This window comes from Streptomyces sp. NPDC005648 (assembly GCF_040605395.1).
GTDB lineage: Bacteria > Actinomycetota > Actinomycetes > Streptomycetales > Streptomycetaceae > Streptomyces.
This window is the reverse complement of record NZ_JBEXCS010000026.1, coordinates 37,668-52,926: the sequence shown is the minus strand read 5'-3', so window position 1 is coordinate 52,926 and position 15,259 is coordinate 37,668. Positions and strand designations below refer to the sequence as shown.

The following is a 15,259-nucleotide window of genomic DNA, read 5'->3' as shown; positions in this document are numbered from 1 at the left end:
CTTCTCATGGGTGCGGACCCCCCACGGACTTCGCGGACTTCGACGGTACGGGCGGACGGGCGGGTGCGGACGCCCGTACGGTCAGCTGAGCGTGAGGGTCAGGACGGCGGAGTACGTGCCCACGGGTGTGAACGCCGGTACGTCCAGGGAGAGACCCGCGTCGGCCGTGAACTCACCGCCGGTGACCGTGCCGTTGGGGGTGGACGCGAGGGTCGCCCCCGAAGTGCCCACGGTGCCCGCGGAACCGGCCTGGCAGGTGCTCGGACTGCCCGTCTTGGTGGCGCAGGCGGGGGTCCAACTCAGGTTCTTCGCGTCGATCTTGGCGCCCGGCCCGGTGAAGTCGGTGACCTTGCCGGTGAGCGACCAGCCGGCCGGCCCGCCTCGGAAGTCCTTGACGTGGACCGTCCGCAGCGCGCCCGTGGAGGCCCCGCCCGTGCCGAAGTTCACCGCCGACAGGGCGACGGAGTCTCCGTCCTGGGACATGGACAGGGTGCCGGCGTTGACCGTGGTCGTCAGCTTCTGGCTGCCCGCCGGGATCGGCGTGTTGTCGATGACGGTGTAGGCGGCCGGTCCGGCCCCCAGGGCGGCGCTGTAGACACTGCCCTCGTAGGCCACCACCCCGGTCGTCGTCTTGTCGTTGACGACGAGCGGTCCGCTGATGTTGCCGTTGGCGTCGGCGGTGACGGTCGCCGTGTCCGCGGTCTGGGTGTCACCCGACCGCCCGGCGAGGGTGACCGTCGCACCCGCGGTGAAGCCGGTGCCGTCCACGGTGACGCTCGCTCCGGGGTTGCCGGAGGCCGTACGCAGCGTGATGGCACGGTTGTTGACGGGCGTCGTGTCCTGGGCCGTGATCGTCTCCGACACCGGGGCCGGCGGGTTGGTCACCGTGCACGGGGTGTCCAGCTCCAGGATGTAGCTGGTGTGGATGTTGTAGTCGCCGGGCGAGAGGGTGATCGACCCGGCGGTGGTGACCTTGAAGGTGCCGGTCATGGAGAACGACGGGAAGGCGCCGTTGCCCGGCACCGGGTCGTTCTTCTTCGGTCCCGCGACCGTGATGGAGCCGGTCTGCGCGCCGCCCAGGGTGATCTTGCCGGTGGGCGTCATGATGTCGGCCGGCAGGGCCAGGGCGGTGGGGTTGCTGGCGGCGGGCTTGACCACCGTGTAGGTCACGGTGACGTTGTCGCCGACCTTCGGAGCGGTGTTGTCCACCGAGATGGCGGCGGTGGTGGTGCCGTCGATCGGCGGGATGCCCGCGACCGCGGGCGGGATGCAGTGCGTGGCGAAGTCCACGTTCGTTGACGCGTTGGCCGGACAGGCCAGCGCGCCGCCCGCGGTGACCGCGAGCGCGGTCGCCCCGAGCAGAGACGCCCAGCGGCGTCTTCGGGTGATCGGACCCATGGGAGTGCCCCCTTCAGTTGCGCTCACTGGGGGCATTGATGTGTGGATCGCGTGAGAAGTCAATGGAGATGCCGCAACTGAACTGATGGACCGTCAGATCCACAGGTTCGGGAACTGACGGTCCACACCAGCGAATTGACGCGGGATCAGTCGAAGAGGAACGGCCCCGGCGACTGCGGCCCGGTCGCCGTGCAGGTGACGGTGACGCCGAAGACGGTCAGCTGCAGGGTGCCGCCGTAGGCCTCCAGGCTGTCACCGGAGGCGACGGTGCCGTTGAGGGGGCCGACGGTGACCGGGTCGCCCGCGGCGATCGCGGGGTTCTCGTTGCCGCTGAAGGTGCTGGTGCCGCCGGTCGTGTTGTTCACGAGGGTGAGCGAGGACGAGATGGAGTTCGCCGACAGCGCGATCGGCGCCGTGACGGCCGAGGTGACGGTGATGGTGGCCGCCGTGCCGTCCTGGGTGGCGGTGAGCGTGGCCGAGCCGCTGCCGAAGGCCCCGCAGTCGGCGTTGATGGTCGCCGTGTCGGGGGAGACGGCGAGGGCACTGGGCGCGAACGCGAGCGACACGGCGGCGAGAGCCCCTGCCGCCATCGCCGCACCCGCACCGATTCGTTTGGTTCTCATGGGATCCGGTTCCCTTCCCGAGTCTGGGAATTGCCATGTGGGGATGGATGGGAGAGGTCCGGACGGCCACCAGGGCGGCGTGGTGCGGTACGCCGCGTGGGGGGTGAATCTGACGGTCCGTCGGAACTACCGGTTCCATTGATGCGCGTGAGATGAGGAAACGGCAAGGACGAATTCCGGACGGGTCCGAAGCGGCCGGTTCTCACCCTGCGGTCCCGCCGGTCCTCAGCCGGCGGTCACCGTGCTCCGTACCGTCCCGTCGGCCCCCGCCACCAGCACCGGAGTCGCCGCGCCGCCCAGGTCGGCCACCGCCGCCCGGTCCTCCGCCGACGCCGAGTCGGCGTCGGTCACCACGGCCGCCGCCTCCAGGGACTTCGCCCCGGACGCCACCGCCATGGCGACGGCGGTGCGCAGCGCGCTCAGCTTCAGCGAGGGCAGGTCCACGGTGCCGGCGACATACGTACGACCGGTCTCGTCCCGTACGGCCGCCCCCTCGGGCACGCCGTTGCGGGCCCGCGCCGAACGGGCCAGGGTGACGATCTTGCGGTCCTCGGGATCAAGCGCACTGCTGTCGGTCATGAGCCGAGCATACGTACCGCGCGGGTCACTATCCGGCCACGGGGTACATCGCCCCGCGCCGTCCCTCGGGCGAGGCGAGCCACTCCAGCTTGGCGGCGGTGTTCGCCTCGTCCAGCGGGGTGTGCAGCACGATCGTCAGATCGGGCCGGGCGGGCACCCGCATCGCCGTCGACTCCACGCACAGCAGCCCGACCAGCGGATGGTCCAGCTCCTTGCGGATCTGCCCGGCGTCCTCGATGTCCCGCTCGGCCCACAGCCGGGCGAACTCCTCGCTGGACTCGGTGAGTTCGGCGAGAAGTGTCTGGAAACCCCCGTCCTCGGGGCGGGCCGCGGAGGCCGCCCGGAACTGGGCGACGACCGTACGGGCGTTGCGCTCCCAGCTCTTCGAGCGCGACCGGTACAGCGGGTCGGTGAAGAAGTCGACCAGGCAGTTCTGCGTCTGGTCGGGCCGCATGCCCAGCACGGCGGCCGCAGCGTCGTTGTACATCACGCAGTTGTAGTACGGGTCCATGATGTGCGCCGGATACGGCATCCAGGTGTCGATCAGCCGCCGCAGCCCCTCGGGCATGGTGCCCCGGTCGCCCGGTACCTCGGGTGCGGGCGGGTTCAGCCCCGCCAGCCGGTACAGGTGTCGCCGCTCGGCGTCGCCCATCCGCAGCACCCGGGCCACCGAGTCCAGCACCTGCGGGGAGACGGAGATGTCCCGCCCCTGCTCCAGCCACTGGTACCAGGAGGCCCCGACCCCGGCGAGCACGGCGACCTCCTCGCGCCGCAGCCCGGGCGTACGGCGCCGGGCCCCGCCGTCGGGCAGACCGGCCTCCGCCGGTGAGACCCGCGCCCGCCGGCTCATCAGGAACTCGCGCAGCTCCTTCAGCCGGTGCGCCTTGCCCGCCGCCGTCTCGATGACGTCCGCCACTCGCCAACTCCCCCGTCCGGTGTGCCTGGTGGTGCCACCACCAGGACAACCTGCCGCTCCCCACGGCTATTCCGACGGCCGCAGTCTCTTGTGCATGGCGATCGACACCACCGAACACGGCATCCTCACCCCACCGCTCGACACCCCCCGGCTGTCGACGCGCGACAAGCTCGTCCTCTTCGTCCTGTGCGCGGCCCAGTTCATGGTCGCCCTGGACTTCTCCGTCCTGAACGTCGCCCTGCCCGTCCTCGGCGACGACCTCGGCATGAGCCGCTCCGGCCTTCAGTGGGCGGTGACGGCCTTCGCCCTTCCGTCCGGCGGCTTCCTGCTCCTGTTCGGCCGCATGGGCGATCTGTACGGCCGCAGGAAGCTGTTCCTGTCCGGACTCGTCCTGTTCGGCGCGGCCTCCCTCCTCGCCACCCTCGCCTGGGACCCGGCGTCGTTCCTGGCGGGCCGCGCTCTGCAGGGCGTCGGCGCGGCGGCCATCGTGCCCACCGGCATGTCCCTGCTGACGACGACCTTCGCGGAGGGCCCGGCGCGGGACCGCGCCCTGGGCATCTCGGGCACGCTGCTCTCCCTCGGCTTCACGGTCGGCATGGTGGCGGGCGGAACCCTCACCGACGCCTTCGGCTGGCGTTCCACGATGGGCCTGCTCACCCTGTTCGCCCTGGTCGTGCTCCCGCTGGCCCCCGCCCTGCTGCCCGAGTCCCGCACCCCGGACCGCCCCCGCCTCGACATCCCCGGCGCGATGACGGTCACCGGCGGCCTGCTCTCCCTGATCTACGCCCTGTCGACGGCCGCCGACCACGGCTTCGCCCGCCCCGACGTCATCACCACACTGATCGCGGGGATCGCGCTCCTCGCCGCCTTCGTGACGGTCGAGTCCCGCACAGCCGCTCCCCTCGTCTCCCTGCCCATGCTGCGCCGCCGCACGGTGGCCTGGGGCAACCTGGGCGGTCTGGTCACCTTCTCGATGATGTCGACGGTGGTCTTCGCCCTGACCCTGTACCTCCAGGAGGTCCTGCGGCTGTCCGCCTTCGAGACCGGCATGGTCTTCGGCGTCCAGGGCGTCCTGTCGGCGGTCGCCGGCACCCTCGCCCCGAAGGTCATCGGGCGCCTCGGCGCCCGCCGCACCCTGGTCGCCTCCCTGACCGGCCAGGGCGCCCTGATCGCCGCGCTGCTCGGTCTGAACGCCCACACCTGGTCGGTCTGGCTCGCGGTGACCGCCGTCTCCCTGGCCAGCATGTGCCACCTCGGCGCGATCATCTCCTACGGCCTGACCGTCACCTCCGGCGTCCCGGACGAGGAACAGGGCCTGGCCACCGGCCTGGTCACCTCCACCCAGCAGGTCGGCATCACCGTCGGCATCCCGCTCCTGGGCGTCCTGGCCACCACGTCGGGAGACCTGCTGACCGGAGTCCACACGGTCCTGGCGATCGACGCGGCGGTCGTCCTGCTGGCCGCCGCACTGGTCGCGGCCGGCCTGCGGGTACACCGCTCAGGGACGGTCGAGGCGGAGGCGCTCGGCGCGCGGTAGACCGGCGACCACCAGGTCGTACGAGTCCTCGATGAGCTCCCGGACCAGCTGGTCCGGGAGCTCGCCGTCGACCGTGACGGTGTTCCAGTGCCGCTTGTTCATGTGGTAGCCCGGGATGATCAGTCCCTCGTACTCACCGCGGAGCCGGATCGCGTCCTCGGGGTCGCACTTGAGGTTGACGGTCAGGGGGCGCGCGCCCAGGTTGGCGAGGGCGAAGAGCTTGCCGAGCACCTTGAAGACCGAGGTCTCCGGGTTGAAGGGGAAGTCCTCCACCGTCGCGTTGAAGGAGAGGCAGAAGCCGCGCAGCTCCTCGGGGGTCATTCGGCCTTCGCCTCCTCCTCGGGACGGCCGGCGGGGCCGACCGGCTCCACCAGCACGGTCACGATCTTGTTCCGGCGGCCGGCCGCCGCCTCGGCGGTCAGACGCAGTCCTCGGCCGTCGGGGAGTTCCACCACGCTGGACGCGCCGGCGATCGGCACCCGTCCGAGCGCCTTCGCGAGCAGACCGCCCACCGTCTCCACGTCCTCGTCGTCGTACTCGTCGAGCCCGTACAGCTCGCCGAGGTCGGTGATGTCGAGGCGGGCCGTGACACGGTGGCGGTCGTCGCCGAGGTCCTCCACGGGCGGGAGTTCACGGTCGTACTCGTCGGTGATCTCACCGACGATCTCCTCGAGGATGTCCTCGATGGTGACGATCCCGGCCGTGCCGCCGTACTCGTCGATGACGACGGCGACGTGGTTGCGCTCCTGCTGCATCTCGCGGAGCAGGTCGCCGGCGTTCTTGGTGTCCGGGACGAAGGCGGCCGGCCGCATGGCCGTCGACACCAGCTCGGACTCGGCGTCGCGGCTGATGTGCGTCTTGCGGACCAGGTCCTTCAGATACACGATCCCGACGATGTCGTCCTCGCTCTCGCCGGTGACCGGTATGCGCGAGAAGCCGGAACGCAGCGCGAGGGTGAGGGCCTGACGGATGGTCTTGTAGCGCTCGATGACCACCAGGTCGGTGCGCGGGACCATGACTTCGCGGACCAGCGTGTCACCCAGCTCGAAGACCGAGTGCACCATCCGGCGCTCGTCGTCCTCGATCAGCGACTCCGCCTCGGCGAGGTCGACCAGCGCGCGCAGCTCCGCCTCGGAGGCGAAGGGACCCCGGCGGAAGCCCTTGCCGGGGGTCAGCGCGTTGCCGATGAGGATCAGCAGGTTGGGGATCGGGCCCATGATCCGGGCCAGCGGGAGCAGCACGTACGCGGCCGCCGTCGCCGTGTTCAGCGGATGCTGGCGGCCGATGGTGCGGGGCGAGACGCCGACGGCGACGTACGACACCAGGACCATGACGCCGATCGCGGCCAGCAGGGCCCTCGTGGTGCCGGAGAACTGCTGGAGGCAGGCGTATGTCACCAGCGCCGCGGCCGCCATCTCGCAGGCCACGCGGACCAGCAGCGCGACATTGAGATAGCGGGTCGGGTCGGCCGCGACCTGCGCGAGCTTGGCGCTGCCCCGGCGGCCGGACCGTACCGCCTCCTCGGCGCGGAAGCTCGACACGCGCGCGAGGCCCGCCTCCGCGCAGGCGGCGAGCCACGCCACGACGACCAGGGCGACGGCGCCCGCGACGATCTGCCCACTCATGAGACGGTCGGGGCCGGGGAGGGGCCGGTCAGGCCCTTCTCCGCGCGCCAGCCGTCCACGATGGCCGCCTGCAGACCGAACATCTCGGCCTTCTCGTCCGGCTCCTCGTGGTCGTAGCCGAGCAGGTGCAGCACGCCGTGGACGGTGAGCAGCTGGAGCTCCTCGTCCATGGAGTGCCGGGTCTCGGCCTCCTCGCCCTGCTTCTTGGCGACCTCGGGGCAGAGCACGATGTCGCCGAGGAGGCCCTGCGGGGGCTCGTCGTCGTCCTTCGACGGCGGACGCAGCTCGTCCATCGGGAAGGACATGACATCCGTCGGCCCCGGCAGGTCCATCCACTGGATGTGCAGCTGCTCCATGGCGTCGGCGTCCACGACGATCACCGAGAGCTCGGAGAGCGGGTGGATGCGCATCCGCGCGAGCGCGTAGCGGGCGATGTCGAGGATCGCCTGCTCGTCGACCTCGGTTCCGGACTCGTTGTTGACGTCGATCGACATGGTGCTGGCTTGTCTACTTCCGCTTGTTCCGGCCGCCCTTGTGGGTGCCGTTCTCCGTACCGTGGTGGCTGTCGTACTTCTCGTACGCGTCGACGATACGGCCGACCAGCTTGTGCCGTACGACGTCCTGGGACGACAGGCGGGAGAAGTGGACGTCGTCGAGGCCCTCGAGGATGTCCTGGACCTGGCGCAGACCCGACTTGGTGCCGTTGGGCAGGTCGACCTGCGTCACGTCACCGGTGATCACGATCTTCGAGTCGAAGCCGAGACGGGTGAGGAACATCTTCATCTGCTCGGGGCTCGTGTTCTGGGCCTCGTCCAGGATGATGAAAGCGTCATTGAGGGTGCGACCCCTCATGTACGCCAGCGGCGCGACCTCGATCGTGCCCGCCGCCATCAGCCGTGGGATCGAGTCCGGGTCGAGCATGTCGTGCAGGGCGTCGTAGAGCGGACGCAGGTAGGGGTCGATCTTCTCGTACAGCGTGCCGGGCAGGAAGCCCAGGCGCTCGCCCGCCTCCACCGCCGGACGGGTCAGGATGATGCGGTTGACCTGCTTGGACTGCAGGGCCTGCACCGCCTTGGCCATGGCGAGATACGTCTTGCCGGTACCGGCGGGGCCGATGCCGAAGACGATCGTGTGCTTGTCGATCGCGTCGACGTACCGCTTCTGGTTGAGGGTCTTGGGACGGATGGTGCGGCCGCGGGAGGAGAGGATGTTCTGGGTGAGGACCTCGGCCGGGGTCTCCTGGCCGTCGCTCGTTCCGTTCTCACTCGCTCTGAGCATGGCGATCGAGCGTTCCACCGCGTCCTCCGTCATCGGCTGTCCGGTGCGGAGCACCAGCATCATCTCGTCGAACAGGCGCTGGACGAGGGCGACTTCCGCGCTGTCGCCGACCGCGCTGATCTCATTGCCCCGGACGTGGATGTCGGCCGCCGGGAAGGCCTTCTCGATCACGCGCAGAAGGGAGTCGCCGGACCCCAGGACGGTCACCATGGGGTGCTGGGCGGGGACGGTGAACTGTGCTCTCGCCTGCCCCTGCGCGGGGGTCTGAGCTGTGGGTGTCTGAGTCATGGGCCGGCTCTGTAGGCCTTGCTCGTCCTCCTCGATATACGCGCCCGCCACAGGGGCGGCCTGGCGATTTCAAGGGTACGCCGGGGCACTGACAACGCCGTAGGGGTTTTGGCGGCCGTGATGCGCGGGTGACCGGACCGCCCCGCGGGCCCGTGGGCTACGCCGACCGGCCGAACCCGATCGTCGGCACCGCCCGCCGCAGTGGCCACGGCCGTGGGTCCGACTCCTCCGGGACCAGGGCGTCCAGGAAGGCGTACCGCTGGAGGGCGGCCGGGTCCTGGCCCTCCACCGACTGCACCCGGCGCCACCACGCCCCGATCTCCGCCCAGCCGGGCGCCGACAGCGATCCGCCGAACTCCTGCACCGACAGCGCCGCCGTGAGCCCGGCGAAGGCCAGCCGGTCGGCCAGCGGCCAGCCCGCGAGGGTGCCGGTGACGAAACCGGCGACGAAGACATCGCCGGCGCCCGTCGGATCGAGGGCCTCCACGGCGATGGCGGGCACCTCGGCGGACTCCCCCGTACGCCGGTCCACGGCGTACGCCCCCTCCGCCCCGAGGGTGACGACGGCCAGCGGCACATGCTCGGTGAGGGCGTGCGCGGCGGCGCGGGGACAGGTGGCCCCGGTGTACCGCATGGCCTCCTCCGCGTTCGGCAGGAACGCCTCGCAGTGCTCCAGGTCGGCGAGGCCCGCCAGGTCCCAGGCGCCGGTGTCGTCCCAGCCGACGTCGGCGAAGACGCGGGTGCCGTCGGCCGCGGCCTGGGCGATCCAGGGGGCCCGTCTGCCGGGGACCAGGGAGGCGATGGCGGCACGCGCGCGTGGGGAGTGCTCGGGGCCGCCCGCCTGGCCGAACACGGCCTCCGGGGGCGGCTCGTGGCCGTGCGAGACCATGGTGCGCTCGCCCTCGTAGGCCATGGAGACGGTGACCGGGGAGTGCCAGCCGGGCACGGTGCGCGAGGGGGTGAGGTCGATGCCCTCGCCCTGCTGCAGGGCGTCCCAGCAGTACTCCCCGTAGTGGTCGTCGCCGAAGGCGGCGGCGAGGGACGTCCGAAGGCCGAGGCGGGCCAGTGCGCTGGCCATGTTGGCGACGCCGCCGGGGCTGGATCCCATCCCGCGCGCCCAGGACTCGGTCCCGCGCACCGGGGCGGAGTCGAGTCCGGTGAAGATGATGTCCAGGAAGACGGTGCCGGTCAGATACACGTCCCAGGGCGGGTCGTCCGGTGTGCGCAGGGCGGCCAGCGGGTCGACCTGGGGCCGGCCGGACGACCCCTTCGCGGCGGGCGAGGGCCCCTTTCCGGTGGACGCGTGGGACGCGGTCACGGTGCACTCCCTGGACATGGTGCGGATCAGGCCAGTCTGCACCACATCACGGGCATCACGCCGGTCACGCCCCGCCCGGCACGGCGCGGCGCACCACCACCGGCACACCGCTACCAGCGAGGCACGCCCGGTGTCGTCCACCCCGGTTCCGCCACCCGCATCGCGGCGGCGTCGTCGCGCTCGCGCAGCGACCCGTCGTCGTCGAGCCACCGCTGGTGCAGGCGCCGTACCTGCTCGCGGTCGAGTTCGACACCGAGGCCGGGTGCGTCCGAGACGGCGACCCTGCCGCCCAGGAAGGCCGGCCGCTCGGTGAGGACGTCCTCGGACTGCCAGGGGTAGTGGGAGTCGCAGGCGTGGTGGAGGTCGGGGACGGTGGCCGCGACATGGGTCATCGCGGCGAGGCTGATCCCGAGATGGGTGTTGGAGTGCATGGACACCCCGACGCCGAACGTCCGGCAGATCGCGGCGAGTTGCTGGGTGTTGCGCAGCCCGCCCCAGTAGTGGTGGTCGGAGAGCACCACCTGGACGGCGTCCCGTGTGAACGCCTCCTCGATCTCGGCGAACGTCGTCACGCACATGTTGGTGGCGAGCGGCACCCCGGTGCCGGCGGAGACCTCGGCCATGGCGGCGGTGCCCAGCGCGGGGTCCTCCAGATATTCGAGTACGTCCGCCAGCTCCCCGGCCACCCGCAGCGAAGTCGCCACGGACCAGGCCCCGTTGGGGTCGAGCCGCAGAGGGTGGCCGGGAAAGGCCTCGGCGAGCGCCCGTACGGCCGCGATCTCCTCGTCCGGCGGGAAGACACCGCCCTTGAGCTTGAACGACGTGAACCCGTACCGCTCCTTGAACAGCCGGGCCTGCTCGACGACCCCGGCGGGATCGAGCGCGGCCCCCCAGTCGTCCTTCTCCGAGGCCACGCCCTCGGGGTGGCCGGCCCACTTGTAGAACAGGTAGGCGCTGTACTCGACCGCGTCGCGCACCTTGCCGCCCAGCAGCGCGTGCACGGGCAGGCCGAGCGCCTTGCCGAGGGCGTCCAGACAGGCGACCTCGAAGCCGGAGACGACGGACAGCCGGAGCTTGTCGGCGGTCTGGACGCCCCGCAGTCCGCCGACGTCGACCTGGTCGTCGACGCGTGCGGAGTCGACGGAGACCTCGTCGGCGAGGGTGAACAGGCCGTTCAGGTCGGAGACCTGGCGCCCCACGAGCTTGTCGGCGAACGGCCCTGCCAGGTCCAGGTATTTGGTGTCGCCGTAGGTCTCGCCGACCCCGGTGATCCCGTCGGCGGTCACGACCTCCACGATCAGCCGCGGGGTGTAGGGCTGGTGCACACCCTGGGTGTTGAGCAGCGGCGGATCGGCGACCAGGATCGGTGTCAGCCGTACGTCGGTGATCGTGAGGTTCACAGGGCGGCTCCTACGAGGTCGAGTCCGGTGCCGAGCAGGTTCCTCAGGTCGGCGAGGTCGGCGGCCGACGGATCGGTGAGCGGGGCGCGGACGGGTCCGACGGGAGCGCCCCGGAGCCGGGCCGCGGCCTTCACCAGCGACACGGCGTATCCCGGTACGCGGTCGCGGAGTTCGACGAGCGGGACGTAGAAGTCGCGCAGCAGCCGCTCGACGGTCTTGCCGTCGCCGCCGTCGCCGCCGTGGCCGCCCTCCCGGAGTGCGGCGAAGAAGGCGTTCGCGATCTCGGGGGCGAAGGCGTGTACGGCGGAGGAGTAGGCGGGGACGCCGACGGTGGCGTAGGCGCGGGCCTGGATCTCGGCGGTAGCGGCGCCGTTGAAGAAGAGGAAGCCCTCCGGGGCGGCGAGGGTCAGTCGCTGGAGGCGGTCCAGGTCGCTGTGGCCGTCCTTGAGGCCGATGACCTTCGGGACGCGGGCGATGCGCCGGAGCGAGTCGGCGGTGAAGGCGACCTGACCGCGCTGGTAGGCGATGAGCGGGAGCCGGGTGCGGGCCGCGATCTGCTCGACCTGGGCGACGAGTCCGTCCTGCGGGGCGGCGACCAGATAGTGCGGCAGCACCAGCAGCGCGTCCGCCCCGGCCTCCTCGGCGATCCGGGCGAACCGGACGGCCTGCGCCCAGCCGTATCCGATCCCGGCGACGACGGGCACCCGGCCCGCCGCCTCCTCCACGGCGATGGTCACGACCTGCCGGTACTCGTCCTCGTCCAGGGAGAAGAACTCGCCCGTGCCGCAGGCGGGGAAGAGGGCGCCGGGGCCGGCGGCGAGGCGGCCCGCGACATGGGCGCGGAAGCCGTCCGGGTCGAGTGAGCCGTCGTCGTGGAAGGAGGTCAGCGGGAAGGAGAGCACGCCGTGCTCCATCCCCTCCCGCAGCCTTCGCGCCGCCGCCTCCGCCGTGTCCGCTTCACCCGTCACCGCTATCTCCCCATGTAGATGTCATCCACGTATGAAGACAAAGCTTAGATATGCGAACACCGGGAGTCAACGGTCCCGCGCCGGTCCGGCCGACTACCATCGCCCCATGTCGGAGACAGGCGGCGGGGTCCGCGAGGTGAAGTCCGCCGCGCGGACGGTCGAGCTGCTGGAACTGCTCGCCGCGCGCGGCGACCGTCCGGCGCGGCTCCAGGAACTGGCGGACGAGCTGGGCGTGCCGCGCAGCTCGATGTACGCGCTGCTGCAGACGCTGATCGGCCGGGGCTGGGTCCGCACCGACATCACCGGCTCCCTCTACGGCATCGGCATCCACGCCCTGCTGACCGGCACCAGCTATCTGGACTCCGACCCGCGCGTGCGTGTCGTACGGCCGTTTCTCGACGAGGCGTCCGACGCGCTCGGCGAGACCATCCACATGGGGCGGCTCGACGGGCGGGACGTGGCGTATCTGGCGACCCGGGAGTCGCACGAGTATCTGCGCACCATCAGCCGGGTGGGGCGACGGCTGCCCGCGCACGCGGGGGCGCTGGGCAAGGCGCTGCTGGCCGAACGCCCCGACCACGACCTTCCCGAGGGCCCCTACGAGGCCCTCACTCCCCACACCCGCACCACCCGCGACTCCCTCGCCGCCGACCTCGCGGCCGTCCGCGCCCGCGGACACTCGATCGACCGCGAGGAGGGCGTGCCCGGCATCGTCGGCTTCGGCTTCGCCCTGCGCTACGACGCTCCCGCCCAGGACGCGATCAGCTGCTCGGTGCCGGTGGCCCGGCTGACGCCGGAGCACGAGGAGCGGATCGTGGCGGTGATGCGGGAGATCAGGGCGAAGATCGAGGCGACGGCGCCCACGGCGGGCGGGGCGGCGTACTGGCGCTGAAGCCGACCGGGGGCACCTGACGGGCGCCCTCGCCTACCCGGCCTCTCTCGCCTCAAACGCCACGTGCGCCACATCACACCCCCCGCTCTTCTTCCGTAACCGCGTGCTTGATACAACTTGCTCGCGCGTTCCTGTCCGTCGACGGCCTGCGCCCCACCCCCCTCGTTTTGAGCCGCTTCTTTCGCATGCCCTGGGAACGCCCGTGTTCGCCCCTCGCACCACCCCCTGGCCCCTCGTCGCCCTTTTCACGGCCGGGTACCTCGCCCCGTACCTCCTGCCCACCACCGTGGGCCGCCTGGACTCGGGGCTACCGCTCAGCGCCACCCAGGCCGGCGCCATCGGCAGTGCGCTGCTGCTGAGTTCGGCCTCCGCCGGCTTTCTGCTCGCCTCCCGTGTGGAGCGGATCGGGGCGCGGACCCTGGCCCGGGCCGGCCTCGCGCTCGCCGTGCTCGGCTACGGCACCGCCGCGCTGACCACCGTGATCCCGGCGGTGATCGTCGGCGCGCTGATCGGCGGCTTCGGATCCGGTACGGCGACCACGGTGGCCGCCACCGGTATCGCCGCGCAGGCCGACCCGCACCGCACCACCACCCTCGGCCTGCTCGGCGTCTCCGCCCTCGCCGGAGCCGTCTATCTGACGGTCCCCCACCTCGGCGCGGGCCACGGCCTGCCCCTCGCCGCGATCGCCCTGACCGCCCTGGCCGTCTGGCCGCTCACCGGCCGCCTTCCGGTTCGCACGGCGACCACCCACAACCCCCTCACCGGCCGCGCCCGCCTCCCCCACCTCCGCTCCGGCCTGCTGCTCGCCGCGGCGATGCCCTGCTGGTCCCTCGCGCAGAACGCCCTCTGGGCCGTAAGCGGCCGCATCGGCCTGACCCAGGCGCATCTCACCGAGGCGACGGTCGGCGCGGTGTTCGCCGTCGCGCTGGGAGCGGGGCTGCTGGGCGTGACGGTCGCGGGGGCGGTGGGGCCGCGGTTCGGGCGGGCGGTGCCGGTGGGCGCGGGCACCGCCCTCATCGCCGGCTGCGTGGTCCTGAGCGCCTCGGCGACCGGTCTGACGACCTTCGCGGTCGGGGAGATCTCCTGGAACGTGCTCTATCCGGTCGTGCTGTCGTACGCCATCGGGCTGGCCGCCACGCTGGATCCGCGCGGGCGCTGGGCGGTGCTGGTCGGTTCGGCGTCGTCGCTGGGGACGGCGGCGGGGCCGCTGACGGGGAGCGTGCTGGCGGCGCGTGCGGGGTTCGCGGTGATGGGGGTCGTGCTGGCGGCGGGCTTGCTCGTGATCGCCGTACCGATGACCGTCGTCGCCCTGCGCGCGGGCCGCTCGGGGCTGGTCACGCCCCATGGCGGACCCGCGTACCAGGGCCGCCCCGCACCCCTGAAGGGGCGCGAGTCGGCACCGGACGTCACCACGGCGGCCTAAGGCCCTAGAACTCGTACGCCTCCACCTCGGCCAGGTAGCGGGCCCGCCGCTCCTCGTCGTCCTCCAGGAAGGAGGCGAGGAACGAGTTGCGGGCCAGCTCGCGCAGGCGGTCCTCACCCAGCCCCAGGGTCGTGCCCACGGCGTCGAAGTTGTCGCCCGCGTAGCCGCCGAAGTAGGCGGGGTCGTCGGAGTTCACCGTGCACAGCAGGCCCGCGTCCAGCATCGCCGGGAGCGGGTGGTCCGCGAGCGTGTCGACGGTCCGCAGGCGGACGTTGGACAGCGGGCACAGGGTCAGCGGTATGCGCTCCCGGACCAGCCGCTCGACCAGCTCCGGGGATTCCACGCACCGCAGCCCGTGGTCCACGCGCTCCACGCCCAGTACGTCCAGCGCCTCGGTGATGTACTCCGGCGGGCCCTCCTCACCGGCGTGGGCGACCCGTCGAAGCCCCAGCGCCGCGGCGGCCTCGTACACCTCCCGGAACTTCGCCGGCGGGTGGCCGACCTCGGCCGAGTCGAGGCCGATGCCGGTGATCCGGTCGAGGTGGGGCTTCGCGGCCTCCAGGGTGTCGAGGGCCGACTCGGCGGACTCGTCGCGCAGGAAGCAGAGGATCAGCTTCGTGGAGACGCCGTGGTCGGCCTCGCTGCGGCCCAGTGCCCGCCACAGCCCCTCGACGACCGTGCCCATCGGGACCCCGCGCGCGATGTGCGCCTGCGGGTCGAAGAAGATCTCCGCGTGACGGACGCCCTGCGCGGCGGCGCGGGCCAGGTAGGCGTCGGCGAGGTCCTCGAAGTCCCGCTCGGTGCGCAGGACGGCCATGAGCTCGTAGTACAGGTTCAGGAAGGACTGGAGGTCCTCGAAGTCGTACGCCTTGCGGAGCGCGTCGGTGTCGGCGTAGGGCAGCTCGACGCCGTTGCGGGCGGCCAGCTCGAAGGCCAGCTCCGGCTCCAGGGTGCCTTCGATGTGGAGGTGCAGTTCTGCTTTGGGGAGGGGCATCGACGTATCGTACGGGTGTT

The 15,259-nt window shown here is 71.8% G+C and carries 15 protein-coding genes; 3 read left to right on the top strand and 12 right to left on the bottom strand.

Annotated features, from left to right (window positions below):
- Positions 1-81: 81 nt before the first annotated feature.
- The 4 genes from ABZT17_RS17505 to ABZT17_RS17490 form a co-directional block, all read right to left on the bottom strand.
- Positions 82-1,398, bottom strand: a complete 1,317-nt coding sequence (locus ABZT17_RS17505) for a beta-xylosidase (protein WP_356349607.1) — start codon at positions 1,396-1,398, stop codon at positions 82-84.
- Positions 1,399-1,544: 146 nt separating this feature from the next.
- On the bottom strand, positions 1,545-2,021 hold the full coding sequence (locus ABZT17_RS17500; RefSeq protein WP_356349605.1) for a hypothetical protein: 477 nt from the start codon (positions 2,019-2,021) through the stop codon (positions 1,545-1,547).
- 225 nt (positions 2,022-2,246) lie between these two features.
- Complete coding sequence (locus tag ABZT17_RS17495) at positions 2,247-2,600, bottom strand: cytidine deaminase (RefSeq protein WP_356349602.1); 354 nt, start codon at positions 2,598-2,600, stop codon at positions 2,247-2,249.
- 28 nt (positions 2,601-2,628) lie between these two features.
- Positions 2,629-3,516: a helix-turn-helix transcriptional regulator gene (locus ABZT17_RS17490; RefSeq protein WP_356349600.1), complete on the bottom strand. Its 888-nt coding sequence runs from the start codon at positions 3,514-3,516 to the stop codon at positions 2,629-2,631.
- A 94-nt stretch (positions 3,517-3,610) separates the two neighbouring features.
- Between ABZT17_RS17490 and ABZT17_RS17485 the strand changes: the two genes are divergently transcribed.
- Positions 3,611-5,053, top strand: coding sequence for an MFS transporter (locus tag ABZT17_RS17485; RefSeq protein ID WP_356349598.1), 1,443 nt, complete (start codon positions 3,611-3,613; stop codon positions 5,051-5,053).
- On the opposite strand, the gene ABZT17_RS17480 is transcribed toward ABZT17_RS17485, so the two are convergent.
- From ABZT17_RS17480 to ABZT17_RS17450, 7 genes are all read right to left on the bottom strand, one after another.
- Entirely contained in the window at positions 5,015-5,374 is a 360-nt protein-coding gene (locus ABZT17_RS17480) for an MmcQ/YjbR family DNA-binding protein (protein WP_356349596.1), read from the bottom strand. The two genes, ABZT17_RS17485 and ABZT17_RS17480, sit on opposite strands and share 39 nt — an antisense overlap.
- Positions 5,371-6,678 (bottom strand): hemolysin family protein, encoded by a 1,308-nt coding sequence (locus tag ABZT17_RS17475; RefSeq protein WP_356349593.1) that lies wholly within the window; start codon positions 6,676-6,678, stop codon positions 5,371-5,373. The genes ABZT17_RS17480 and ABZT17_RS17475 overlap by 4 nt, the downstream gene beginning before the upstream one ends.
- Positions 6,675-7,172, bottom strand: a complete 498-nt coding sequence (ybeY, locus tag ABZT17_RS17470; RefSeq protein WP_356349590.1) for an rRNA maturation RNase YbeY — start codon at positions 7,170-7,172, stop codon at positions 6,675-6,677. Before ybeY ends, ABZT17_RS17475 begins: the two co-directional genes overlap by 4 nt.
- Before the next feature lie 13 nt (positions 7,173-7,185).
- Positions 7,186-8,244 carry a PhoH family protein gene (locus tag ABZT17_RS17465; protein WP_356349588.1) on the bottom strand — a complete coding sequence of 353 codons (1,059 nt, stop codon included), beginning with the start codon at positions 8,242-8,244 and terminating at the stop codon, positions 7,186-7,188.
- A 157-nt stretch (positions 8,245-8,401) separates the two neighbouring features.
- On the bottom strand, positions 8,402-9,562 hold the full coding sequence (locus ABZT17_RS17460) for a PfkB family carbohydrate kinase (protein WP_356349585.1): 1,161 nt from the start codon (positions 9,560-9,562) through the stop codon (positions 8,402-8,404).
- A gap of 110 nt (positions 9,563-9,672) precedes the next feature.
- A complete protein-coding gene (locus ABZT17_RS17455) occupies positions 9,673-10,962 on the bottom strand; it encodes a glucarate dehydratase family protein (RefSeq protein ID WP_356349582.1) in 1,290 nt (429 codons plus the stop codon).
- Positions 10,959-11,876 carry a 5-dehydro-4-deoxyglucarate dehydratase gene (locus ABZT17_RS17450; RefSeq protein ID WP_356349700.1) on the bottom strand — a complete coding sequence of 306 codons (918 nt, stop codon included), beginning with the start codon at positions 11,874-11,876 and terminating at the stop codon, positions 10,959-10,961. Before ABZT17_RS17450 ends, ABZT17_RS17455 begins: the two co-directional genes overlap by 4 nt.
- Before the next feature lie 160 nt (positions 11,877-12,036).
- On the opposite strand from ABZT17_RS17450, the gene ABZT17_RS17445 reads away from it, so the two are divergent.
- On the top strand, positions 12,037-12,822 hold the full coding sequence (locus tag ABZT17_RS17445) for an IclR family transcriptional regulator (protein ID WP_356349580.1): 786 nt from the start codon (positions 12,037-12,039) through the stop codon (positions 12,820-12,822).
- A gap of 202 nt (positions 12,823-13,024) precedes the next feature.
- Complete coding sequence (locus ABZT17_RS17440) at positions 13,025-14,245, top strand: MFS transporter (protein WP_356349577.1); 1,221 nt, start codon at positions 13,025-13,027, stop codon at positions 14,243-14,245.
- A gap of 4 nt (positions 14,246-14,249) precedes the next feature.
- Here ABZT17_RS17440 and ABZT17_RS17435 read toward each other — a convergent pair whose 3' ends face one another.
- Complete coding sequence (locus ABZT17_RS17435; RefSeq protein ID WP_356349575.1) at positions 14,250-15,239, bottom strand: adenosine deaminase; 990 nt, start codon at positions 15,237-15,239, stop codon at positions 14,250-14,252.
- Positions 15,240-15,259 lie beyond the last annotated feature (20 nt).